This is a genomic window from Streptomyces viridiviolaceus (assembly GCF_014650995.1).
GTDB lineage: Bacteria > Actinomycetota > Actinomycetes > Streptomycetales > Streptomycetaceae > Streptomyces > Streptomyces viridiviolaceus.
The window spans coordinates 39,241-62,583 of the sequence record NZ_BMWA01000014.1 but is presented as its reverse complement, the minus strand read 5'-3'; the positions used below and the strand labels follow the sequence as shown (position 1 = coordinate 62,583).

Here is a 23,343-nt window from a genome sequence, read left to right as displayed (position 1 = left end):
ACCACCGACGACGTTGGGACGTCACATCATGAACGACACGAGCGACCTGCTCGAGCCCTGGGTCGACCGGCTGCTGCGCCTCGCCGAGGGCATTCCCGCCGACGAGGCGCGGCGATTCGTGCACGACCTGTACGCCCACGCGCAGTCCGACCTCGACGAGGAGCGGGCCGAGGCCGACCTGGAGCGGGAGGAGTGAGCACGGCACACCGCCGACGTGCGTGGACGTGAGCGGCCGCCGAGTTCGGTGCGGGTCACCGCCCCCGCCGGCCTCCCCGGTCCCCGTTCCGCGGGCTCACCCGGCCGCCGGGCACGGCACACTGAGCGGTGTCGCTCGCCCCCCGTACTCGACACGCCCGCCGACCACCACGGTCTCCGCGACGGTGCCGGGGATGTCCTCCGGCGCCGAGCGCAGGATGTCCCGGGAGAGGACCACGAAGTCGGCCGCCTTTCCGACCGTCAGCGAGCCCCGGTCGTGTTCCAGGAAGTTGGCGTACGCCGAGCCCATCGTGTAGCCGTGGACCGCGGTCTCCACGCTGATCGTCTCCTGGGGCATCCAGGGTTCTCCCCCGCCCAGCGGACGCCGGGTGACGGCGGTGTAGATGCCGACCATCGGGTCCATCTCGGCCACGTTCCAGTCGCTGGACAGGGCGAGCACGGCGCCTGCGGTGTGCAGGCTGCGCAGCGGCCACGCCTTGTGCCAGCGTCCGGCACCGACGTTCTCCGCCCAGTCCTTGCCGGGACCCGCGACCTCCGGGGCGGCGTGTCGGGGCTGCATGCACGCGACCACGCCGAGGTCGGCGAAGCGCGGCGTGTCCTCCGGGTCGAGGCACTCGACGTGGACCACCTGATGCCGGGCGTCCCGCGGTCCGTTGACCGTACGGGCGTGTTCGACGGCGTCGAGGACGGTCCTGATGCCGCGGTCGCCGGTCGCGTGCACGAAGCACTGGAAGCCGCGTGCGTCCAGCTTCGCCAGCAGGGCCGCGAACTCCTCGGGCGGGTAGAAGGTGTCGCCGCGGTGGTGGCGGCAGCCCGCGTACGGTTCGAGAAGGGCCGCCGTACGCGGTTCGACGACGTCGTCGATGTAGAGCTTGAGGGGGCCCACTCGCAGCCGGTCGTCCGCGTACCTGCGTGCGGCGGCGGCGAAGTCGTCGAGGTCGGCGTCCGTGGTACCGCGCGGATGGAACAGTGCCGCGACGATCCGGGACCTGAGCCGGCCCTCGGAGCGGGCGCGGTCGAACAGCGCGAGGTCGTCGAGCGAGTTCTGCGGCTCGACGACGGTGGTGATGCCGAAGGCGATGGCGTCGTCCAGGGACGCGGTGAGCCGTCCGTACTGCCGGTCGGCCGACGCCCAGGGAAGACCGAGTTCCCGCAGGGCGCGGTGACCGTCACGGGAGAGGCCCTTGACGGCGAAGTCCTTGATGAAGCCGGTCGGTTCGCCCGTGGCCGGGTCGGTGACCGCCTCGCCGAAGGGCAGGTGGGTGTGGTCCCGGTCGATGCCGAGCCGCTGCAGGGCAGCGGTGTTCACCCACGCGGTGTGCACGTCGTAGCTCAGGACGAAGGCGGGCACGTCGCCCGTGACCGGATCGAGGTCGGCGACGGTGGGCATGCGGCCGCCGGGGATCGCCGAGTAGTCGAAGGCCTCCGCCTCGATCCACGGCGCATCGGGGTGGGCCGTGCGCCAGGCACGGACGCGGGCGTGGACCTCGTCGAGAGTGTCGGCGCCGGCGAGCTGCACACAGGCGTCGTCGGAGCCGAGCCGGACGTGGTTGTGCGCGTCGATGAACCCCGGAAGGACCAACTTCCCGGCGGCGTCGATCACCTGTGTGTGCGGTCCGGTCCACGCCGCGGCGTTCTCGTCGGAGCCGAGCCAGGCGATCCGGCCGCCGGACACCGCCAGGGCCTGTGCCTCGGGGAGGGCGGGGTCGACGGTGTGGATCCGGGCGTTGCGCACGAGTAGGTCTGCGGGGCGTGCGGCCAGGGTCATGTGAGGAAACTCCAGTGGTGGTGCGGTGGTTCGGGTCTTGAGGGCTTCGGCGCGGAGCGGGGCGCGCGCCGCGCGACTGCGGCTCAGCCGGGGGTGGTGTGCGGGACGACCGTGCGCCGGGCGAGGACCCAGTACACGCCGCCGGAGACGAGCGAGCCGAGGAGGGTCAGGTCGGCCCCGCCCAGCGGGGCCACCAGCGGCCCGGTCCACAGTTCCGAGTCGCAGGTGAGGGCGGCGAAGACCATCCCCGCGAGCAGAGCCGCCATACCGGCGGGGTGGTGGCCGGACCGGTACCAGTAGCCGCCGTCGCGTCCCGCGTGCAGAGCCGGCGCGTCGTAGCGGCAGCGGCGCATCAGCATGTCCGCGAGGAACACGCCGCCCCAGGGCGCGAACACGATGATCAGCAGGGAGAGGAACGACAGCAGCGAACTGGTGAAGTCGGTGAGGAAGAGCGCGTAGAGCGATCCCGCGGCGGTGACGGCCGCGCTGATGAGGATGGCCTGGGAGCGGCTCCAGGGGACGCCGAGCACTTGGAGGTTCAGACTCGACGAGTACAGCGTGATGATCGAGTTGGTCACGGAGCCGCCGAGGACGAGGGCGAGGAAGAGCGGCTGGAACCAGCCCGGCAGCAGCGCCTCCGTGCCCGCCACGGCGTCGGTCATGTCCGTCTGCGTGGCCGCGGCCACCCCGGCCACGCCCAGGGCGACGGACGAGACGAAGCCTCCCAGGGCCCCGTACCAGGTCAGCGACCGCAGCGAGGTCGTACTCGGCAGGTAGCGGGTGTAGTCGGCCGGCATGGGGACGTAGCTGAACGGTCCGGCCAGCATCACGACGAAGGCCAGGCTCCACCCGGAGGCACCGGGGGCGGCGGCCGTTGTGGTGCCGGTGTCGGCGCCGGGCAGCAGGAAGACGAGGAGCACCGCGAAGCCGGCGGCGAGGACGTACGCGATCCAGCGCTCGGCGAACTGGACCGTGGCGTGCCCCCAGAGCGCGACGGCGAACGTCAGCGCGAGCGTGATCAGGAGCGCCAGAGCCCGTCCGGCGTCCTTCGACGCCCATCCGAGGTCGGCGAAGAAGGCTTCGAGAGCGAGCACGCCGACGACCGTGTTCACGATGGTGTAGCCGATGCTGACCACCCAGTTGAGCATCCCGGCCGGCCAGTTGCCGCGTACGCCGAACGCCGCGCGGGAGACGACCAGGGTGGCGGTTCCGGTGCGGACGCCGCTCAGGCCGGCCGCGCTGATCGCGAAGAACGACAGGCCGCCCAGGACGACGACGGCGGTCGCCTGCCAGAAGGACAGGCCGAAGGCCACAGCGAGGGCACCGTTGATGACGTACGTGAACGTGAGGTTGGAGCCGAACCAGAGCCAGAACAGATCCTTCGCGCCGCCGTGGCGCTCCTCCACGGGGATGGGGTCGATACCGTGCCGCTCCACCTGGAAGACCTGGTCGGTGGAGGCGTTCCCGCCGGCTGGTCCCGCACTCGTGTCCTGCTGAGCCATACGGCCCACCTCTCATCCCTGCGCGTCACCGGGCGATGCCGATAGTTTGAATGCCGTTCTAGGAGTTAGAACGGCATTCAAGATGCGCTGCGGAGGCCCGGCCGTCAAGACCCCTGCAGAATTCGGCGGCTAAGGTCATCTCCAGCCGTAGCGAGGAGGAGGCGCGACGTGGCAGCTACTGCGCGGCGACGCGATGGGCACGACGCCCGGGAACGGATGCTGAAGGAGGCGATGGCGGCCATCGCCGAGGACGGGCTGGCGACGCTCACCATGTCCGCTCTCGCCAAGCGCCTCGGCACCAGCGGCGGACACATCCTCTACTACTTCGGCAACAAGGACCGGCTGCTGCTGGAGGCGCTGCGCTGGAGCGAGAACGCACTCGCCGAGGAACGTCGAGCCCTGCTGGCGCGCCGGGTCGCCACCGAGCGCAAACTCGATCTCTTCCTGGAGCTGTACCTTCCCGTCGGCCCGCGCGACCCGCGATGGACCCTGTGGATCGAGCTGTGGGCACGCACGGGGTCGAACGAGCAGTTGCGCGCGGCTCAGGCCGAGCTCGACGTCGGCTGGCAGGAGGACCTCGAGTCGCTCCTCGCCAAGGGCGTGCGGCAGGGCCGTTTCGCCGCCGGACTCGACGCCGCCGCCGTGGCCTCGGCGCTGCTGGCACTGCTCGACGGGCTGAGCACCCGCGTGGTGCTCGGACAGCACGGCGCGGACCGTGCCGGCGCGCTGGAGGCGGCGCGATCCGTGGCGGCACGACTGGTGGCAGAGGCCTGACCACAGCCCGCTCAGGCGGCAGGACCTGCCGTGGAGGGGAGCCGCTTCCGGTTTTCTAATGTCGAGCATTACCATGAGGCCGTGGCAAGGACGTCCGGACCCGAGACCCGGGACAAGCTGATCCGTGCGGCGGAGGAGATCTTCGCCGCCCAAGGCGTTCACGGGGCGCAACTGCGGGACATCGTGGCGCTGGCGGGGCAGGGAAACCCGTCCGCCGTGCAGTACCACTTCGGCTCCCGCACCGGGCTGCTCGACGCGGTCATGGCCGGTCGCCAGGAACGCACCGAGCGGGTGCTCGCCCCGCTCCTCGACGCCGCCCCCGACGCACTGCACGCGCTCGTCGGAGCACTGGTCACCGCGGAGGCGAGTGAGCTGCGCACCGACCGGGGCCGGCGCTGCCTGCGAATCTCCGCCCAGCTCAGCCACGAGAGCGGGGTCCGCACCGGCACCCCCCATCCCACGCTCGCCGACACGGCCTACTGGCGCCTCATCGAGCGGATCGAGGCGTGCCTGGCCGCCGACGGGCTGCCCCGGCCGCTGCGCCTGGAGCGCCTCGACCTGGCGCTGACGATGGTGGGCGCGGCCATGGCGGACCGGGCCCGGCAGTACCTCGACGGCACCGAACCACTGACCGGCGAGGCGCTCTTCCTCGCCGATCTGGTCACGACCACCACCGCGCTGCTCCGGGCCGCACAGCCCCGGAGCGTCTGAACGCCCCCCGAAAGGACTTCTCATGAACGATCTCACCGGCAAGACCGTGCTCATCACCGGCGGCGCCCGTGGCCTCGGCGCGGAGGCCGCCCGTCAGGCGGTGGCCGCCGGCGCGAACGTGGTGGTCACCGACGTGCTCGACGAGGACGGCAAGACGACCGCCGAGTCCCTCGGCGAGCGGGCGCGCTTCGTCCACCACGACGTGACCTCGGAGGAGGAGTGGGCAGCCGCCGTCGAGTACGCCGTGACGGAGTTCGGCGCCCTGCACGGCCTGGTGAACAACGCCGGCATCTCCACCGGCGCCCTGCTGGAGGCCGAGTCCGTCGAGCACTTCCGCAAGGTCCTCGACATCAACCTGACCGGTGTCTTCATCGGCATGAAGGCCGCCATACCGGCGATGAAGGAGGCCGGCGGCGGCTCGATCGTCAACATCTCCTCCGCCGCGGGCCTGATGGGCCTGGCCCTGACGGCCGGCTACGGCGCCTCCAAGTGGGGCGTCCGCGGGCTGACGAAGATCGGCGCGGTGGAGCTCGGCACCGCGAGGATCCGCGTCAACTCCGTCCACCCGGGCATGACCTACACGCCGATGACCGCCGCCGTCGGCATCGAGCGCGGCGAGGGCAAGTACCCGAACACCCCGATGGGCCGCGTCGGCGAAGCGCCCGAGATCGCCGGCGCGGTCGTCTTCCTGCTCTCGGACGCCGCCTCGTACGTCACCGGCGCGGAGCTGGCCGTGGACGGCGGCTGGACCACCGGCCCGACGGTGAAGTACGTCATGGGCCAGTAGGTCCGCCCGGCCGCCGTCCTGAGCACGCCGTGGTCCGTTCGGGTGCATCTCGGCCCCGTGCACTGCCACGACCTGGCATGGGGCACCCCTGGGGCCCGCGAAACGTTTTCCCATGGCAAGCAGGACGGACGCCGGTCGACGCAGGCCGGCAGCGGAAGGGAAGACCCTCGATGAAGCACCAGAAGGTGTGCGATCTGATGAGCGACGCAGTGGTCCGCGTCCAGCGCGGGACACCGTTCAAGGAGATCGCCCACCTGCTGCAGGAGTACGACATCACCGCGGTGCCCGTCGTGGACGAGGAGAACCGGCCCGTGGGTGTCGTGTCGGAGGCGGACCTCCTGCAGAAGATGTGGGGCGGGGAGCCGGACCCCTTCCCCGCGCACGGGGAACAGTCCCGGCCCTCGGGAGCGAAGGCGTTCGCCACGGACGCGGCGGGACTGATGACCTCGCCCGCCGTCTGCGCGAGCGAGAACTGGAGCGTCGTCGACGCCGCCCGTGCGATGGCGAGGTACGGGATCAAGAGGCTCCTGGTGGTGGACGACACGGGGCGGTTGATCGGTGTCGTCAGCCGAAGCGACCTGCTGCGGGTCTTCCTGCGCACGGACCGGGCGATCCGTACCGAGATCATCGAGGAGGCCCTGGTCAAGACCCTCGGCTTGGCTCCCTCGTCGGTGCAGGTGGACGTCACGCACGGGCATGTGGTCCTCAGCGGCGGGCTCCCGCCGCACGTGTCCGTCACCGTGCTGGAAGAACTGTGCCGACGCGTCGACGGCGTCGTCGCCGTGGAGTTCAGGCCGACGGGCGAAACCGACGCCGAGGGCTCCGCATCCGCCGGCCTGTGACCGTGCGCCCCCGCATGCGCCGGCCACCGCTCGATCGCGTGGCTCACGAGCCCCGGTGGCGGTGTGCTCCCTCCCCCGGCTCCGGGTCGGCGTCCCGCTGACCGGCCTCGTCGCGAACCCCGGACAGCTTGTCCGGGTTCGTGACGAGGTAGACGCCCGAGACCTGCCCGTCCTGCGGGATCAGGTCCACGACCATGACGGCGTAGGGGGAATCGCCGGTGAAGATCACCGCGGCGGGACCTCCGTTCACGCTGCGGTAGCGGATGTCCAGGCCCTCCGGCGGCCGGGAGGCGTAGCCGGTCAGCGCGCGTGCCGCACGGTGTACGACGACATGCGGCGCATGGAGGCGGTGCTCGTCGACGGCGATCACGACTGGACCGTGCTCCGCCCCGCGGGCCTCTTCGACACCCCGGCCGTCAGCGACTACCGGCCGGCCGGCGCGCGACTGTCCGGCCGGTACACCGCGCGGGCCGACCTCGCGAACGCGCTGCTGCGCCACGCGGTGGGCGACCTGCGCGGTCGTCACCTGCGCACTTTCGTCGACGTACGCACCACGGACGGCGTGCCCCGCCTGTTCGACGTCATCCGGAAGGAGGCGTTCGGGTAGGGCGCCGCGCACCCGCACAGGTCCCGGCCCGGGCGGTGCCGCCCGGCCTCCCGCCGGCACCGCCCTCGCGTATCGGCAGGACTGCCGATGCGCGGGCCCGCCCGCGGCCTGCACAGTCGTCTCAGCCCCGGCTGCGATCGGCGTTCCCGGCGTCTCGGCAGCTCGGGTGGCAACTGCACGTACGAAGGGACCACTCGTGTCTACCCACTCGGACCTGGTTTTCCTCAACGGTTCCGTCCTCACCGTCGACCCCGACTTCACCGTCGCGTCGGCCCTCGCCGTCACCGACGGCCTGATCAGCGCCGTCGGCGGCGACGAGGACGTGTCGGCGTCCATCGGCCCCACGACCCGGGTCGTCGACCTGAAGGGTGCGACGCTGCTCCCCGGGATCAACGACGCCCATCTGCACGGCTGCTCCTTCGGGCTGACGACACCTCCGCTGTCCCTGGACCTCACTCACCCGACCGTGAAGTCCCTGGCCGACGTGGCCAGGGAGGTCGCCGCGGCGGCCGAGCGCGTACCGGCAGGTCAGTGGATCGTCGGGAACGGCTGGGACACCGGATACCTCGACGAGTGCGTGGCCGACCCCTCCCGCATGCCGACGCGTCACGACCTCGACGCCGTGAGCCCGCACCACCCGGTCCTGCTGCACTCCTTCTCCGGCCATGCCAGCTGGGTCAACTCGGCGGCGCTGGCCCTCGCCGGCATCGACCGCCACACGGAGGTCCCGCCCGGGGCGTTCATCGTCACCGACGACGCCGGCGAGCCCACCGGCCTGCTGTACGAGGGGGCTCAGGAACTCGTCCAGCGGGTCCTGCCGGCGCTGGCTCCCGACATACGCGCGGCCGCGATCAAGTCGACACTGGCCACGCTGGCCCGCCTCGGGATCACCAGTTACACCGAGCCCGGCCTCGGTCCGGGCGGTGACTCCCTCTATCGCGGTGCCCTCTCCACCAGCACTTTCGACGTCTACCGCCGGTTGCTCGCCGACGGCGAACTGACCGCGCGCGTCAGTGTGCTGCTGCTGCCCACCGGTATGGCGAGCACCGCCGAGGAGTTCGTCGAGGCGTTGGACGGGATCGACACGGCGGTCAGCGATCCGCGCCGGCTCAACGTCCTCGGGGTGAAGCTGTTCGCGGACGGGATCGTGCCCAACAAGACGGCGTGGATGCACGAGCCCTACACGGGCGGTGGATGCGGCTCCCTGTGCGTGGGCGGTGACACCGACGAGGACCGCGTCGCCGAGCTCCGCGCGATGGTCCGGCACGCGCACGCGGCCGGTCACCAGTTGGGGGTCCACGTCACGGGCGACCGCGGGATCGACGCCGTCGTGGACGCCTTCGCCGCCGCGACCGCCGAGCACCCGCGCCCCGACGCACGGCACTACGTGATCCACGGTGACTTCCTCGGGGCGCGCAGCATGAAGACACTCGCCGAGCACGGATTCGGGGTCTGCATGAACCCCACGATCAAGTGGACCGTGGCCGACATGGAGGTCGAGTTCGTCGGGGCCGAGCGCGCCGCGTACGCCTGGCCCTACCGGGACGCCGTGGCCGCCGGTGTGCCGGTGACCAGCGGGTCGGACGCCCCCGTCACCTTCCCCGACTGGCGCCAGGGCATCGCGACGATGCTGCTGCGCGAGGCGAAGGCCAGCGGCCGGGTCAGCGGTCCCGACCAGCGGATCGGACTCGCCGAGGCGGTGCGCACCTACACGATCCGTCCCGCCTGGCAGGACTTCGCCGACGACTGGAAGGGCAGCCTGGAGGTGGGCAAGGTCGCCGACCTGTGCGTCCTCGGCGGAGACCTGCTCTCCGCAGATCCCCACGACATTCCGCACATGCCGGTGCTCCTGACCGCCGTGGACGGCGAGATCGTGCACGACACCCTGGCGGATTGACTGCCGTCCGCCGGTTGATCATCCTGACCGCATGGAGACCGAGCGGAGTACGGCCGACGTCCTGGACGCCGCCCTGCGCGTACGCAGGGCGGCGACGGAGGTCTCGGAACAACCCGGCAGCGGCGCCGGGAGGGTGCTGGAGGCGTTGTCGGGTGTGATCGACTACGACCACGCCTCCCTGTCCCGCTGGGATCCGCTGCACCGGCGGCACCGCACACTGGCGAGCAGCTACCCGGCCGAGACCACGGCCTACATCGAGACGAGGCTCCACGACGACCCGGTGTTCTCCCTGATCCGCAGGTCGGGCGGGGATCCGTTGTGGCTCCGGGACGTGCCGGAGCCACAACGGCTGACCTCTCCCGGGTTCCGGGAGGAACTCCAGCCGCTGGGCATCGAGGACGGGGTGGCGCACTGCCTCTTCGCCCCTGACGGCAGGTACGTCGGCATGCTGAACGTCAGCACGAAGCGGGTGCAGCGCCGACGGCATCCGGCGCGGGCCGCGGTACCACTGCTCACGGAGTGCCTGGCGTCGGTCGCGGATCCGGTGACCGGTGCGGGCACGGACCCGGCAGCTCAGGACGGGTCCGAAGGGACCGCGGCGGCAGCCTGCGCGGTGGCTCTCGCGGACTGCCGGTCGACCGCCCCGACTCCGGTCAGCGGGGACGTTCCCCCTGGATTCGAGGAGGCCGACTCCCCACTGACCAGGCTCGTACGGGACGCGCTGACCCGGCGGTCGCTCCCCACGACGCTCCTGGTCCCGCTGGAGGGGAGGCTGCTCGAACTGCGGCTGTCGCGCCGGAACGCCTCGACCGTCGTCGTGTGCCGTCCGGTCGCCTGTCCGGCCGGCCTGTCCCCGCGCGAGCTCCAGGTCCTGGCCGAGCTCACCCACGGGCGCACCAACCGCGAGATCGCGGAGCGTCTCTTCGTCACGCCCCGGACCGTCGCGACGCACATCGAGCACATCCTGACCAAACTCTCCCTGCCCAACCGAGCCGCGGCGGCCGGTCGCGCCGCCGCCTGGGGCGTCGAACCGCCGCCCTGACGGGCGTCCCGCCCCCTCACGGGCACCGCGCACCGGATCAGTCCCGGCCGGCGACGAGGACGTCCACACCTTCCGCCTGGAGCGCATCGAGGTTGGCCGACGGAATGCCGGGGTCGACGATGACGAGGTCGAACGCCGTCACGGGGGCCAGCTGGTAGAGGCCGCGGCGCCGGAACTTGGTGTGGTCCACCAGCAGGACCTTGCGGTGGCACGCCGCCATCAAGGCCCGTTTCACCGCCACCGTCTCCTGTGATTGGTGGTAGCAGTGGCCGCGGGTGATGGCGGTCGTCGAGGCGAAGAGCGTGTCGGCGTGCAGGCTGCTCGCGGCGTCGACGGTGCGGACGCCGAGGAAGGCGTCGTAAGCGGGGTAGTAGGTGCCGCCGAGTGAGATGAGCTCGATGCCCGGGCTGCCGGCGAGGATCTGGGTCGCGGGTACGAAATTGGTGATGACCGTCAGCGGCGCACGCTGCACGAGCAGCCGGGCGAGGGCGAGCGCCGTGGTGCTGTCGTCGACGATGACCGACTGCCCGGGCTCGACCAGGGGCAGCGCGGTGCGGGCGAGGGCCTCCTTCTCCTCCGCCATGGTCCGCGTGCGGTGGCGGACGTCCCCGTGGAACGCCGTCGAGGGCTGCGCCGTCGCCCCGCCGCGCACCTTGCGCAGCCAGCCCTCGCCCTGGAGGTGGTCGAGGTCGCGGCGGATGGTCATCGGGGTCACGCGCAGCTCCTCGGCGAGCTGTTCGATCCGGACGAAACCCTCGTCCACGACGCGGCTCTTGATCTGCTCCCGTCGCTCGCGCGGCTTTCGTCCTCCCCCGTCGGCCGCCGACTGCGTTTCTTCCCCCATGGAAGACTCCTGTTCGTTTTCTGTGGAGAGAACATATTCGGGCGCGTCGGTTTCGTCCCTCCTGTCGTGATCCCGCGAAGCGATAGGGGCACAACTGGGCTGCATCACCGCACAGTTGACAACAAACACGGCACACCGATGTTCGATACCACCGACTCAACGAACATCGTAAGCAGTCAAATGCCAACCCTGAATGTTCAGTTCGAGGGATTAGTTGACACTTTTGCGAGTCCACAGGTTACGTGTGTGTTACCTCACAGCAATCTACCGTCCCCGGAACGGCCCCACGAAGGAGTGGAACATGAGGAAACTGCCCGGGTTTGCTCTCTCCGGCATCCTCGCGCTGGGCGCCCTCACCGCGTGCGCCGAGGAGCCGGGCACCGCGGGATCCGCGCAGGGCGGGGGTTCGGGTTCAGGCAGGGTCGCGTTCCTGATGCCCGACCTCGCCTCCACTCGCTACGAGCAGTACGACGCGCCGCTGTTCAAGAAGCGCATGGCCGAACTGTGCGCGGACTGCAAGGTCATCTACCAGAACGCCGACAGTGACGCCTCGCTCCAGCAGCAACAGGCCAACTCCGCGATGGCCCAGGGCGCCAAGGTGCTCGTGCTCGACCCGGTGGACTCGGGGTCCGCGGCGACGATCGTGCAGACGGCACAGGCACAGGGCGTCAAGGTGGTCGCCTACGACCGTCCCATCCCCGCCAAGCCGGCGGATTTCTACGTGTCGTTCGACAACGAGGCCATCGGCGAGTCCATCGGCCGGTCCCTGGTCGACCACCTGAAGAAGACCAAGGCCGAGGGCGGGTTGCTCCAGGTCAACGGCTCGCCCACGGATGCGGCCGCCGGGCTGATCAAGAAGGGCATCCACAACGCCGTCGACGACAGCGGCCTGGAGCTGCTCGCCGAGTACGACACGCCGGACTGGTCACCGGAGAAGGCCCAGCAGTGGGTGAGCGGGCAGATAGCCCAGTACCGGGGCCGCATCGCGGGCGTGGTGGCGGCCAACGACGGCACCGGCGGAGGCTCGATCGCCGCGTTCAAGGCCGCGGAGGTGGACGTCCCGCCGATCACCGGCAACGACGCCGAGCTGGCCGCCGTCCAGCGCATCGTCGCGGGTGACCAGTACAACACCATCTCCAAGCCGCTCAAGATCGTCGCCGAGGCCGCCGCCGACGTCGCGTACGACCTGATGCAGGGCGAGAAGCCGAAGGCCGACACCACGCTCTTCGACACACCGTCACAGCTGTTCGAACCGACGGTCGTGACGCGGGAGAACCTCAAGGAGGTCATCTTCGGACCCGAGGGAGTGCTCGCGGTCGAGGACGTGTGCACCCGCCAGTACGCCGCCGGCTGCGAGCGGCTGGGCATCAAGTAGCGCACCCCCCGAGCGAGAAAGGGCCACGATGACAGCCTCCGCTCCCCGCGCGGCCACGGACGCCGTGCTGTCGCTGCGCGGGATCTGCAAGCAGTTCGGCGCGGTCGCCGCGCTGACCGACATCGACCTCGACGTCGCGGCCGGTGAGGTCGTGGCCGTCGTCGGGGACAACGGCGCCGGCAAGTCGACGCTGGTGAAGGTCCTCTCGGGCGTCTACACACCCGACGCGGGGACCATCCTCTTCCGCGGCGAGGAGGTCCGCCTCGACTCGCCGGCCGCTGCCCACGACATGGGCATCGCCACTGTCTACCAGGACCTGGCACTGTGCGAGAACCTCGACGTCAAGGCCAACCTCTTCCTGGGCCAGGAGCTGCGTCCCTGGATGCTGGACGACGTCGCGATGGAGAAGGACTCCTGGCGGCTGCTGCGCGAGCTCTCCGCGAAGATACCCACGCTCGACGTGCCGGTGGCCGCCCTCTCCGGCGGTCAGCGTCAGACCGTCGCCATCGCCCGGTCCCTGCTGGGCAACCCCGAGGTCATCCTCCTCGACGAGCCCACGGCCGCCCTCGGCGTCGCACAGACCGCCGAGGTGCTCGACCTGATCGAGCGGCTCCGCGAGAACGGGCTCGGCGTGGTGATGATCAGTCACAACATGGAGGACGTCCGGGCGGTCGCCGACCGCGTCGCGGTGCTCAGGCTGGGCCGCAACAACGGCGTGTTCGATGCCGCGGACGTCTCGTCGGAGGACGTCGTGGCCGCGATCACCGGCGCGGCAGACAACGTGGTCGCGCGACGCGCCGCCCGCCGTGCCGCCCCGCGGACAGAGAAGGAAGTGCCGTGACCTCTCTCGACACCCCGGTGGCACCGGCCACCGACCCGCAGGACGAACGCCTCGCCGCCCCGCAGGGCATCGGCGGGAACATCCGTGCCGCGGCCCGCCGCGTCCGCGACGGCGACCTGGGCATGCTGCCCGTCGTCGCCGGCATCGTGGTGATCTGGACGATCTTCCAGGCGCTGAACCAGACGTTCCTCTCCAGCACCAACCTGGTGAACCTGTCCTTCGACATGGTCCCGCTCGGCGTCATCGCGCTCGGCATCGTCTGTGTGCTGCTGGCCGGCCAGATCGACCTCTCCGTCGGCTCGGTCAGCGGCGTCTCCGCCGCCACCACGGCGGTCGTCATGGTCCGGTACGAACAGCCCATGGTGCTGGCGATCCTCGTGGCCGTGGCCTCCGGCTGTCTGATCGGCTGGATCTACGGGCAGGCGTTCAACCGCTTCGGTGTGCCCAGCTTCGTCGTCACCCTGGGCGGGCTGCTGGCCTTTCTCGGCGCCCAGTTGTGGCTGCTGCGCGGGCAGAACGCGATCAACATCCCGTACGACTCCGCCCTGGTGAAATTCGCCCAGGTGTGGTTCGTCCCCGGCTGGCTGTCCTATCTGCTGGCCGTCGCCGCCGCCGGCGGGTTCCTGGCCGTCGGGTGGGCGCGCAGCCTCAGGCGCCGCCGCGCCGGCCTGTTCTCCTCGTCGGTCCAGTGGCTGCTCGCGCAGTCGCTGCTGCTGCTCGCGGTCCTGCTGTTCGCCGTCTACTACCTGAACCGCACGCGCGGCGTCTCCTGGATGTTCGTCCTCTTCGTCGCCCTGGTGCTGGGAGTGCACTACACGCTCGGCCACACCAGGTTCGGCCGGTCGATCTACGCGGTCGGCGGCAACGCGGAGGCCGCCCGCCGGGCCGGCATCGACGTGCCGCGCGTCTACACCTCGGCGTTCGTCATGTGCTCCGGCCTGGCCGCGCTCGGCGGCATCCTCTTCGCCTCCCGGCTGGCCGCGGCCAACCAGAGCACCGGAACCGCGGACGTCAACCTCAACGCCATCGCCGCGGCGGTGATCGGCGGGACCAGCCTGTTCGGCGGGCGCGGCTCGGCCTTCGCCGCGCTCCTCGGCGTGCTGGTCATCCAGTCGATCTCCAGCGGCCTCACGCTGCTCAACCTCGACTCCTCGTACCGGTTCATGATCACGGGCGCGGTGCTGCTCGTCGCCGTCGCCCTCGACTCCGCCGCCCGCCGCTCGCGGCGGGCACACGGAAGGGGGTGAGGCGGGTGACCGCGATCGCCATCGACGCCGGCACCACGCTCGTCAAGGCCGTCGGCTACACCGACGACGGCACCGAACTGGCCGTCGGCCGCCGCCCGACCCGGGTGCTGCGCCCGCACCCGGGCTGGTCCGAGCAGGACATGGCCGAGGTGTGGGCCGCGGTGGCCGACGCCACCCGCGAGGTCGCCGCCCGGCTGCCCGAGCCGCCCGGCATGGTCGCCGTGACCGCCCAGGGCGACGGTGCCTGGCTCGTCGACGACCGGAGCCGCCCCACCGGGCCGGCCGTGCTGTGGAACGACGGCAGGGCCGCGGACCTGCTCACCGCCTGGGAGCTCGACGGCACCGTGGAGGAGGCGTTCCGCGTCTGCGGGTCCCGTCTGTCCACCGGCATGCCGCATGCCGCGCTCGCCTGGTTGCGCGCCCACGACCCCGAGCGGATCGAGCGCTCCAGCCATGTGCTGACCTGCGGCGGCTGGCTCTTTCTGCGGCTGACCGGCGAACCGGCGATCGACGAGTCGGACGCCTCGGCGCCGTTCCTGGACGTGCGCAAGCGCGCATGGTCCGACCGGCTGCCCGAGCTGTACGGCATGCCCTGGGCCCGGCGGCTGCTGCCCGACCTGCGTGACGACGACCACCGCGTCACCGCTCTGACCGCCGCGGCGGCCGAGGAGACCGGACTGCCGGCCGACATCCCCGTGGTGCTCGCCCCGTACGACATCTGCGCCACCGCCATCGGCGCCGGCGCGGTGTCCGCGGGACAGGCCTGCTGCATCCTCGGCACCACCCTGTCCACGGAGATCGTCACCGACGAGGTGGTCACCGAGGAGCCGGTGGGCATCACCGTCACCCTCGGGGTGCCGGACCGCTACCTGCGCGCGTTCCCCACCATGTGCGGCGGCGACGTACTGGACTGGGGAACCCGGATGCTCGGCCTCGACTCCGTCGCCGACCTGATGGCCCTGGCCGCGCAGGGCCGGCCCGACGCGGCCGGGGTGCGGTTCCTGCCGTATCTCTCCCCCGCCGGCGAGCGCGCGCCGTTCTTCGACCCGGCCGCCCGCGGCTCGCTGGCCGGCCTGTCCCTGGAGGCGGGCCGGGAGGACGTGGCCCGCGCGCTGGTGGAGGGGGTGACCATGGCGATCCGCGACTGCCTTGCCGCATCGCCCGCCCTGCCGGACCGGCTGGCGCTCTGCGGCGGCGGCACCAGAAGCGACTTCTGGATGCGGCTCATCGCCGACGTCACCGGGCTGCCCGTGACCGTCCCCGCCGACGCCGAGGTCGGCGCCCGCGGCGCCTGGCTCACCGGCCTGGTGGCCACCGGCCGCGAGCCGGACTTCCGTACCGCCGCCGCCCGGCATGTGCGCACCGCCGCCACCTACGAACCGGACGCACAGGCCGTCGACGGTTACGGCGACCGGTACCGCGGCTTCCTGCGGCTGCGGCGGACGCACCGGCCGGCCTGGCACGACGGCGGCGGGAGCGGCCCCACCGGTGGTGTCGGCGCATGACCGAGCACGACGAGGACGCCTGGCTGGGCATCGATCTGGGCACTCAGGGCGTCCGGGCCGTGGTCGCCGCCTCCGGCGGCCGGCTGCTGGGCGAGGGCTCCGCCCCGCTGAGCAGCCTCCGCCGGGGCGACCGCCACGAGCAGGACCCGCAGTCCTGGTGGCCGGCGGTGTGCGTGGCGCTCGGCCGGGCCCGCGCCGCCGGCGCCGACCTCGGCCGCGTCCGGGGCATGGCCGTCGACGCCACCTCCGGCACCATCGCCCTGATGGACCGCGGCGGCCGGTGCCGGACCCCGGCCCTGATGTACGACGACGGCCGCGCCTCCGCCGAGGCGGACCAGGTCAACGCCGTCGGCGAACGGCAGTGGAAGAAAGCCGGCTACCGCCGGATGCAGCGCTCCTGGGGCCTGCCCAAGCTGCGCTGGCTGCTCGACCGCCACCCCCGGGCCGGCGCCGAAGGCTGGCGGCTGGTCCACCAGAACGACGTGGTCAACCGCGCGCTCGTCGGGCACGACGTGCCCACCGACACCAGCAACGCCCTGAAGACCGGCGCCGACGCCGCGGCCGTGGCGTGGCCCGAGGAGGTGCTCGCGGCGCTGGACATCGCGCCCGGGCTGCTGCCCGGGCTCGTCCTGCCCGGCACGGTCATCGGCAGCGTCTGCGCGGCCGCCGCCGCCGAGTCCGGCCTGGCCGAGGGCACCCCCGTCGTCGCCGGGATGACCGACGGCTGCGCCGCGCAACTCGGCTCCGGCGCGACCGCCGTCGGCAGCTGGAACTCCGTCATGGGCACCACCCTGGTGCTCAAGGGCGTCAGCAGGAGCCTCGTACGCGACCCGCACGGCGTCGTCTACTCCCACCGCTCCCCCTCGGGCCACTGGCTGCCCGGCGGCGCCTCCAGCGTGGGCGCCGGGTTGATCGCCCGGGACTTCCCGCACGCCGACCTCGACCGGCTCACCGCCGAGGCCGCGCCGCTGCTCCCCACCGACCTGCTGCGCTACCCGCTGGTCTCTCCGGGGGAGCGGTTCCCCTTCGCCGCCCCGGACGCCCGCGCCTTCTCCAGCCGGGAGCCCGCCTCACCGGCCGAGGCGTTCGCCGCGCTGCTGCAGGGGGCCGCGTACGTCGAACGCCTCTGCTTCGACTACCTGGACCACCTCGGCGCACCGACGGACGGCGCCGTCGTCCTCACCGGCGGCGCGACCCGGAACCCCGTGTGGAACCAGCTCCGCGCCGATGTGCTGCAGCGTCCGGTGACCCTGCCGCGCCACGCCCAGCCGGCGCTCGGCATGGCCGTCCTGGCCGCGTCCACCCGGGACACCCTCGACGAAGCCGCCGCCGCGATGGTGCGCCCCGACCACACCCTCGAACCACGGAGCTCTGTGAAAACCATCCACGAGGAGCGCTACCTGAAGCTGCTCGACCTGCTCGCGGAGCGCGGCTGGCTCCCCGGCGCGGTCGCCGCACACGCGCGAGAGAGGACCGCGCGATGACCCTCCACGTCGTCTTCGTACGGCACGGGGAGAGCGTCTGGCACGCCGAGAACCGGTATGCCGGCGGCACCGACATCGCCCTGACCGAGCGCGGCTACGCCCAGGCCCGCGCGCTCGCCGAATGGGCCGGGCAGGCGGGGCTGACCGCCGTCTGGGCCTCCCCACAGGTGCGGTCCCAGGAGACCGCGCGGGGCAGCGCGACGCACACCGGGCTGCCGCTGGAGGTGGACCCGCGGCTGCGCGAGCTCGACTTCGGCATCGCCGAGGGCCTGACCCGCGACGAGATGAGCCGGCGCTTCCCCGACCACCTCGCCGCCTTCCAGGACGACCCGGTGCGCAACCACTTCCCCAAGGGGGAGGACCCGCTCGCCGCGACCGACCGCTATCTGGCGTTCCTCGCCGACCTGAAGGCCGCCCACCCCGAGGGCGGCCGCGTGCTCGTCGTGGCCCACTCCACGGCGATCCGGCTCACCCTCTGCCGCCTGCTGGGACTGCCGCTGCGCTCCTACCGCCAGGTGTTCCCCTTCCTGGCCAACTGCGCGCTGAACGAACTGATCCTCCGCGACGGCGTGCCCTCGCTGCTGGCGCTGAACCGCCCCGTGACCTCCGTGATCCCAGGAGCACCCACGTGACCACCATCCTGACCGCCGGCGACCACTTCGTCGGCAACTCCCTGTTCCGCGACCGGCTGCGCCCTGTCGCCCCCGACGCCACCGTCCGCGAACTCACCCTGCCCTGGCCGGTCGAGCCCTTCGGCGACGTCGCCGAGGTGCACGAGGCGTCCGGCACCGAGGACCAGCTCATCGAGGCACTCGACGGGGTGGAGATCTGCGTCACGCAGATGGCGCCGCTCACCGAGCGGGTCCTGAAGGCCAGCCCCGACCTGCGGCTGTTCTGCGTCAGCAGAGGCGGGCCGGTCAACGCCAACCTGGACGCGGCGACGAGGCACGGCGTCGCGGTCTCCTTCGCGCCCGGCCGCAACGCCTCGGCCACCGCCGAGCACACCGTCGGCCTCCTGCTGGCCGCGGCCCGCCGTGTCCCCGCCACCCACGCGGACCTCACCGCCGGCACCTGGCGCGGCGACTACTACATGTACGACAAGGTCGGCCCGGAGCTGGCCGGCAGCACGGTCGGCATCGTGGGCCACGGCGCCGTCGGCTCCCGGGTCGCCCGCATCGTCAGCGGCTTCGGCGCCCGGGTACTCGTGGCCGACCCCTTCGCCGCAGCGGCCGACGTCGCCCCGTACGAGCTCACCGACCTCGACGACCTCATGCGGCGAGCCACGTTCGTCACCGTCCACGCCCGCGCCACCGCGGAGACCGCCGGCCTGCTGTCCCGGCGGCGGATCGAGCTCATGCCCCCGGGCGGCGTACTGGTCAACTGCGCCCGCGGTTCCCTGGTCGACTACGACGCCGTCTGCGACGCCCTCGACGCCGGCCGGCTCTTCGGCGCCGCCTTCGACGTCTACCCCGTGGAGCCGCTTCCCGCGGACTCGCGCCTGCTGACCACCCACAACCTCGTCATGACGCCGCACCTCGCCGGTGCCAGCCGGCAGACCGCGCTGAACGCCGCCGCGATCGTCGCCGCGGAGGTGGACCGCTACCTGACGGGCCACCCCCTGCAGCACTGCGCCAACCCGCAGGCCCTGACCCGTCCCGCCTGATCCGCCGTCCTCGAACCCCGCCCGCCGCCTGCCGCGCGAGCCGGTCCCGTCGGCAACCGCCCTCGCGGGGCACCTGTTCGTACCACGTGAAGTGAACAGAGCTTCACGTGTCCGTTTCGTCCCCCGTGGCCCGTTCTCCGTGTGGGTGCCCTCCGCCTCGCGGAGCGGTGCTGCGCCACGTCCTGCGAAGGAGGTACGACGCATTCGATGTTCGTGAACACCGGCTGAGCGAACATGACGGGCGAACAGAGCAGCACCACGACTGTGCAGTTCCGGGGATCGGTTGACACCCGTGTGGTTGCCGGATCTCTTGTGAACTGCCTCATGGTCGTCCCCACCACGTACCCGACGAAGGGAACACTCGTGCGCACACGCAGAGCAGTGGTCGTCGCCGCGATGGCCGCAGCGGTCTTCCTGCCGGCACCGGGCGTCGCCGCCACCGCAGATCCGAAGCCGGCCGCCCCGTCGCTGCCGACGCACATCCGCGGCGGGGCGTGGCCGACCAGTCATGTGCAGGGCGTCACCGTGGACACCAGGAAGGGCTTTGCGTACTGGTCGTTCACCCAGATGCTGGTGAAGACCGATCTGCAGGGCAATGTCGTCGGCACGGTCGAGGGCCTGACCGGCCACCTCGGCGACATCGACCTCAACGGCCAGGACGGGCGCGTCTACGGGTCGTTGGAGTACAAGGCGGAGGAGGCGTTCTACATCGCCGTCTTCGACGTGGACCGGATCGACCGGGTCGGGATGGACGCCGAGACCGACGGCATCATGACCGCCGTCCATCTCGACGAGGTGGTGGAGGACTTCACCGCCGACATGGACGGCGACGGCGTCTTCGACGGTGACACCGCCGACACGGCGGACCACCGCTACGGCTGCAGCGGCATCGACGGTGTCTCCTTCGGTCCTGGCTTCGGCGAGCACGGCGGTCGGCAGAAGCTCATGGTCGCCTACGGGATCTACTCCAACACCTCCCGCACCGACAACGACCACCAGGTCGTCCTCGAGTACGACATCGGCGACTGGCAGGAGTACGAGCGGCCGCTGACCCAGAGCGCACCGCACCGCAGCGGCCCCGAGCGCCCCGACGGGAAGTACTTCGCGTACACCGGCAACACGACCTACGGCGTGCAGAACCTGCAGTACGACCCGTACACGAAGAACTGGATCATGGCCGTCTACCGCGGGAAGAAGGAAGGCTTCCCGAACTACTCCTTCTTCACCGTCGACGCCACCGCCGAGCCCGAGCGCGGCGAGGTCGTCGGGCAGCCGGAGCCCGAGGCCGGCAAGCTGCTGACCCTCCGCCCGGACGGGCTGCACGACCCGGCCACCGGGATCCGGGGCTGGGAGTTCCACGGCAACCACGGCTTCGAGGCCCTCGGCCGCGGCTACTACTACGTGGCCGAAGGCCGGCCCGTGGACGACGGCGGCGTACCGAAGTCGGAGGGCGAGGCCTACCTCTACCGCTGGACAGGCAAGGCCCCCACCCCCTTCGAGCGGGTGCGATGAAGACCTCCGGGGCATCCGAGTCCCGGGCCGACCCGTTCCACCGACCGCCGGGTGACGGCACGTCACCCGGCGCGTCGTCTCCCGCCCTACGGCACGTGCGCGACCGCAAGCCACCTACGCCAGCATCGGATCAGGAGGCGCCATGACCAGACCGAGCCCACGCACCGCCGTCGTCGCCCTCGCCACCGCACTCGCCGCGGCTGCTTCACTCGCCGTGGCCGCCCCTTCGTCCGCCGACTCCGGGGCCGCCGCCGGCCCCTGGTCGACGGCCTGGGCCGGCAGCCCGGTGCGGGGCAGCACCTCGACCTCCACGTGTCCCAGTGCCGAGGGCCTGACAGACCGGACGGTCCGCAACATCGTCACCACCGGAGCCGCCGGAGACCGCATCCGCGTCCGGCTGAGCAACTCGTTCGGGACGAGCGACCTGCACGTCGGCCACGCCACCGTGGCCCGTCAGGGCACCGGTGCCTCCCTTCAGCCCGGCACGCTGCGCGAACTGACCTTCTCGGGCAAGAAGTCCGTCGACGTGCCGGCCGGAGCGGAGCTCTTCAGCGACCCGGTGAACCTGAGCGTCCAGGAGCTCGCGCACCTGTCGGTGAGCGTGTACGTACCGGGCTCCACCGGCCCCGTCACCAACCACCGCCTCGGCATGCAGCACAGCTTCCTGTCCGGCGCCGGCGACCACGCCGGCAGCAGGGGCGGCTCCGGCTACCCGACGTCCATCACCTGCATGATGCTGGTCGACGGCGTCGACGTGGTGCGCAACCACGACGCCGACGGCACCGTCATCACCCTCGGCGACTCCATCACCGACGGCGCCGCCTCCACACTGAACGCCGACCGCCGCTGGCCGGACCACCTGGTCCGCCGCCTCTCGGCGCTGCCCGGCCCCGTCCCTGCCGTGGCCAACGCCGCCATCAGCGGCAACGAGGTGCTGGTCGACCGTGTCCCGGACTACTTCGGGAGCAGCGCCCTGAACCGCCTGGACCGTGACGTGCTCGATCAGAGCGGCGTCAGGTCCGTGATCGTGCTGGAGGGGATCAACGACATCGGCGCGGCCGGTGCCGGCGCGCCGTCCCTGATCTCCGGGTACCAGGAGATCATCGACCGCGCGCACGCCCGCGGGCTGAAGGTCTACGGCGGCACACTGGTGCCCTTCATGGGTTCCAACGGCCGCTTCGGCGGCGACTACGGCACCGCCTACGGTGAGCAGCAGCGCCTGGCCGTCAACCGGTGGATCCGTACCAGCGGCGCGTTCGACGGCGTCATCGACTTCGACAAGGCGGTGCGCGACCCCGCCGACCCGTCGTCCATGCTCCCGGCCTACGACTCGGGCGACCACCTGCATCCGGGCGATCTGGGCTACGAGGCCATGGCCGACGCGATCGACCTCGACATGATCCTGCGCAATCGCTGAGGCAGCCCGGTCGGCGGCGCCGCCGAGCGGTTGGCCCGGGGGCACCTTCAGGACACCGGCGTGAGCCGGACGTCCGTCGGGCCCCGGGCCACCTTTCGAGTCAGCGGAAGGCCGCGTGTCCCGTGAGCGCCTGGCCGAGGGCGAGCGTGTGCATCTCGGTGGTGCCCTCGTAGGTGAGGACCGACTCCAGGTTGTTCATGTGCCGGATCACCGGGTACTCCAGCGAGATGCCGTTCGCGCCGAGGACCGTGCGTGCGGTGCGGCAGATCTCGATGGCCTCACGGACGTTGTTCAGCTTGCCGAAGCTGATCTGCGCCGGGTGGACGCCCGTGTCCGAGTCCTTCAGCGCCGCGAGATGGAGGGCGGTCAGGGTGCCCTTGTGCAGTTCGAGAGCCATGTCGACCAACTTCTGCTGGGTGAGCTGGAAGGCCGCGATCGGCTTGCCGAACTGCTCGCGCTGGGCCGCGTAGTCGGCGGCTGCCTGCCACGAGGAGCGGGCGGCACCGAGCACGCCCCAGACGATGCCGTAGCGGGCCTCGTTGAGGCAGGTCAACGGGGCTCCGACGCCGCGGGCCCCGGGCAGCATCGCCGAGGCGGGCAGCCGCACCCCGTCCAGCACCAGTTCGCTGGTGACCGACGCCCGCAGCGACAGCTTGTGCTTGATCTCGGGCGCCGAGAAGCCGGGTGTGTCGGTGGGCACGACGAAGCCGCGCACCTTGTCGTCGGTCTGTGCCCACACGACGGCCACGGACGCGACGGAACCGTTGGTGATCCACATCTTGCGGCCGTCGAGGATCCAGTCGTCGCCGTCGCGGCGGGCCCGGGTGCGCATCGAGGCCGGGTCGGAGCCGTGGTCGGGCTCGGTCAGTCCGAAGCATCCGATCGCCTCGCCCGCGGCCATGCGCGGCAGCCACTCCCGCTTCTGCTCCTCGGAGCCGAAGCGGTGGATGGCGAACATGGCCAGCGATCCCTGCACGGAGACGAAGGAGCGCAGACCTGAGTCGGTGGCCTCCAGCTCCCGGCAGGCGATGCCGTACGCACGCGCCGACATGCCCGCGCAGCCGTAGCCCTCCAGATGCATGCCGAGCAGGCCCATCTTGCCGAATTCGCGGGCGAGTTCGGGCAGCGTGGGCAGCTCGCCGGACTCGAACCAGCCGGCGATGTGCGGCTCGACCTTCTCGTCCAGGTACTGCCGCACGGTGTCGCGGACGGCACGCTCCTCGTCGGTGAGCAGGTTCTCCAGACCGAGCGGGTCGGACGGGGTGAGCGGGGTCCGGGGGGAGCTTGCGGACATGGTGTCTCCTGAAGG

General features: G+C 71.7%; 22 protein-coding genes. 17 read left to right on the top strand and 5 right to left on the bottom strand.

Features of this window, described 5'->3' with window-relative positions:
* Positions 1 to 28: 28 nt before the first annotated feature.
* The gene (locus tag IE260_RS21455) at positions 29 to 196 is read left to right on the top strand and encodes a hypothetical protein (protein ID WP_189874288.1); all 168 of its coding nucleotides are present in this window, start codon (positions 29 to 31) and stop codon (positions 194 to 196) included.
* A 96-nt stretch (positions 197 to 292) separates the two neighbouring features.
* Here the strand turns inward: IE260_RS21455 and IE260_RS21450 are convergent, their stop codons facing one another.
* Together IE260_RS21450 and IE260_RS21445 are read right to left on the bottom strand one after the other, a co-directional pair.
* On the bottom strand, positions 293 to 1,984 hold the full coding sequence (locus IE260_RS21450; protein ID WP_189874286.1) for an amidohydrolase: 1,692 nt from the start codon (positions 1,982 to 1,984) through the stop codon (positions 293 to 295).
* A gap of 83 nt (positions 1,985 to 2,067) precedes the next feature.
* A complete protein-coding gene (locus IE260_RS21445) occupies positions 2,068 to 3,486 on the bottom strand; it encodes a purine-cytosine permease family protein (RefSeq protein ID WP_189874284.1) in 1,419 nt (472 codons plus the stop codon).
* 168 nt (positions 3,487 to 3,654) lie between these two features.
* On the opposite strand from IE260_RS21445, the gene IE260_RS21440 reads away from it, so the two are divergent.
* From IE260_RS21440 to IE260_RS21425, 4 genes are all read left to right on the top strand, one after another.
* Positions 3,655 to 4,260, top strand: a complete 606-nt coding sequence (locus IE260_RS21440; RefSeq protein ID WP_189874282.1) for a TetR family transcriptional regulator C-terminal domain-containing protein — start codon at positions 3,655 to 3,657, stop codon at positions 4,258 to 4,260.
* Positions 4,261 to 4,341: 81 nt separating this feature from the next.
* Positions 4,342 to 4,971: a TetR/AcrR family transcriptional regulator gene (locus tag IE260_RS21435; RefSeq protein ID WP_189874280.1), complete on the top strand. Its 630-nt coding sequence runs from the start codon at positions 4,342 to 4,344 to the stop codon at positions 4,969 to 4,971.
* Between the two features lie 22 nt (positions 4,972 to 4,993).
* Positions 4,994 to 5,758 (top strand): glucose 1-dehydrogenase, encoded by a 765-nt coding sequence (locus IE260_RS21430; protein ID WP_189874278.1) that lies wholly within the window; start codon positions 4,994 to 4,996, stop codon positions 5,756 to 5,758.
* Between the two features lie 170 nt (positions 5,759 to 5,928).
* Complete coding sequence (locus IE260_RS21425) at positions 5,929 to 6,600, top strand: CBS domain-containing protein (protein ID WP_189874276.1); 672 nt, start codon at positions 5,929 to 5,931, stop codon at positions 6,598 to 6,600.
* 43 nt (positions 6,601 to 6,643) lie between these two features.
* Here the strand turns inward: IE260_RS21425 and IE260_RS21420 are convergent, their stop codons facing one another.
* Entirely contained in the window at positions 6,644 to 6,970 is a 327-nt protein-coding gene (locus IE260_RS21420; RefSeq protein ID WP_189874273.1) for a sigma-70 family RNA polymerase sigma factor family protein, read from the bottom strand.
* On the opposite strand from IE260_RS21420, the gene IE260_RS21415 reads away from it, so the two are divergent.
* The 3 genes from IE260_RS21415 (at position 6,941) to IE260_RS41745 (ending at position 10,146) form a co-directional block, all read left to right on the top strand.
* A complete protein-coding gene (locus IE260_RS21415) occupies positions 6,941 to 7,207 on the top strand; it encodes an NAD(P)-dependent oxidoreductase (protein WP_229881000.1) in 267 nt (88 codons plus the stop codon). The two genes, IE260_RS21420 and IE260_RS21415, sit on opposite strands and share 30 nt — an antisense overlap.
* Before the next feature lie 196 nt (positions 7,208 to 7,403).
* On the top strand, positions 7,404 to 9,104 hold the full coding sequence (locus IE260_RS21410; RefSeq protein ID WP_189874269.1) for an amidohydrolase: 1,701 nt from the start codon (positions 7,404 to 7,406) through the stop codon (positions 9,102 to 9,104).
* Between the two features lie 31 nt (positions 9,105 to 9,135).
* Complete coding sequence (locus IE260_RS41745) at positions 9,136 to 10,146, top strand: helix-turn-helix transcriptional regulator (protein ID WP_229880996.1); 1,011 nt, start codon at positions 9,136 to 9,138, stop codon at positions 10,144 to 10,146.
* A 37-nt stretch (positions 10,147 to 10,183) separates the two neighbouring features.
* On the opposite strand, the gene IE260_RS21395 is transcribed toward IE260_RS41745, so the two are convergent.
* Positions 10,184 to 10,990 (bottom strand): DeoR/GlpR family DNA-binding transcription regulator, encoded by an 807-nt coding sequence (locus tag IE260_RS21395; RefSeq protein WP_189874267.1) that lies wholly within the window; start codon positions 10,988 to 10,990, stop codon positions 10,184 to 10,186.
* Between the two features lie 301 nt (positions 10,991 to 11,291).
* On the opposite strand from IE260_RS21395, the gene IE260_RS21390 reads away from it, so the two are divergent.
* From IE260_RS21390 to IE260_RS21350, 9 genes are all read left to right on the top strand, one after another.
* Entirely contained in the window at positions 11,292 to 12,365 is a 1,074-nt protein-coding gene (locus tag IE260_RS21390; protein WP_189874265.1) for an ABC transporter substrate-binding protein, read from the top strand.
* A gap of 28 nt (positions 12,366 to 12,393) precedes the next feature.
* On the top strand, positions 12,394 to 13,206 hold the full coding sequence (locus tag IE260_RS21385) for an ATP-binding cassette domain-containing protein (protein WP_189874263.1): 813 nt from the start codon (positions 12,394 to 12,396) through the stop codon (positions 13,204 to 13,206).
* The gene (locus IE260_RS21380; RefSeq protein ID WP_189874261.1) at positions 13,203 to 14,453 is read left to right on the top strand and encodes a sugar ABC transporter permease; all 1,251 of its coding nucleotides are present in this window, start codon (positions 13,203 to 13,205) and stop codon (positions 14,451 to 14,453) included. The genes IE260_RS21385 and IE260_RS21380 overlap by 4 nt, the downstream gene beginning before the upstream one ends.
* Positions 14,454 to 14,458: 5 nt before the next feature.
* Positions 14,459 to 15,958 carry an FGGY-family carbohydrate kinase gene (locus IE260_RS21375; RefSeq protein WP_189874259.1) on the top strand — a complete coding sequence of 500 codons (1,500 nt, stop codon included), beginning with the start codon at positions 14,459 to 14,461 and terminating at the stop codon, positions 15,956 to 15,958.
* Positions 15,955 to 17,442: an FGGY-family carbohydrate kinase gene (locus IE260_RS21370; protein WP_189874257.1), complete on the top strand. Its 1,488-nt coding sequence runs from the start codon at positions 15,955 to 15,957 to the stop codon at positions 17,440 to 17,442. Before IE260_RS21375 ends, IE260_RS21370 begins: the two co-directional genes overlap by 4 nt.
* Positions 17,439 to 18,074, top strand: coding sequence for a histidine phosphatase family protein (locus IE260_RS21365; RefSeq protein WP_189874255.1), 636 nt, complete (start codon positions 17,439 to 17,441; stop codon positions 18,072 to 18,074). Before IE260_RS21370 ends, IE260_RS21365 begins: the two co-directional genes overlap by 4 nt.
* Complete coding sequence (locus tag IE260_RS21360) at positions 18,071 to 19,105, top strand: 2-hydroxyacid dehydrogenase (protein WP_189874253.1); 1,035 nt, start codon at positions 18,071 to 18,073, stop codon at positions 19,103 to 19,105. The genes IE260_RS21365 and IE260_RS21360 overlap by 4 nt, the downstream gene beginning before the upstream one ends.
* A 396-nt stretch (positions 19,106 to 19,501) precedes the next feature.
* On the top strand, positions 19,502 to 20,617 hold the full coding sequence (locus IE260_RS21355; protein ID WP_229881053.1) for a hypothetical protein: 1,116 nt from the start codon (positions 19,502 to 19,504) through the stop codon (positions 20,615 to 20,617).
* A 142-nt stretch (positions 20,618 to 20,759) separates the two neighbouring features.
* The gene (locus IE260_RS21350; protein WP_189874249.1) at positions 20,760 to 22,034 is read left to right on the top strand and encodes an SGNH/GDSL hydrolase family protein; all 1,275 of its coding nucleotides are present in this window, start codon (positions 20,760 to 20,762) and stop codon (positions 22,032 to 22,034) included.
* A 100-nt stretch (positions 22,035 to 22,134) separates the two neighbouring features.
* Here the strand turns inward: IE260_RS21350 and IE260_RS21345 are convergent, their stop codons facing one another.
* On the bottom strand, positions 22,135 to 23,328 hold the full coding sequence (locus IE260_RS21345; protein WP_189874247.1) for an acyl-CoA dehydrogenase family protein: 1,194 nt from the start codon (positions 23,326 to 23,328) through the stop codon (positions 22,135 to 22,137).
* Between the last annotated feature and the right edge of the window lie 15 nt (positions 23,329 to 23,343).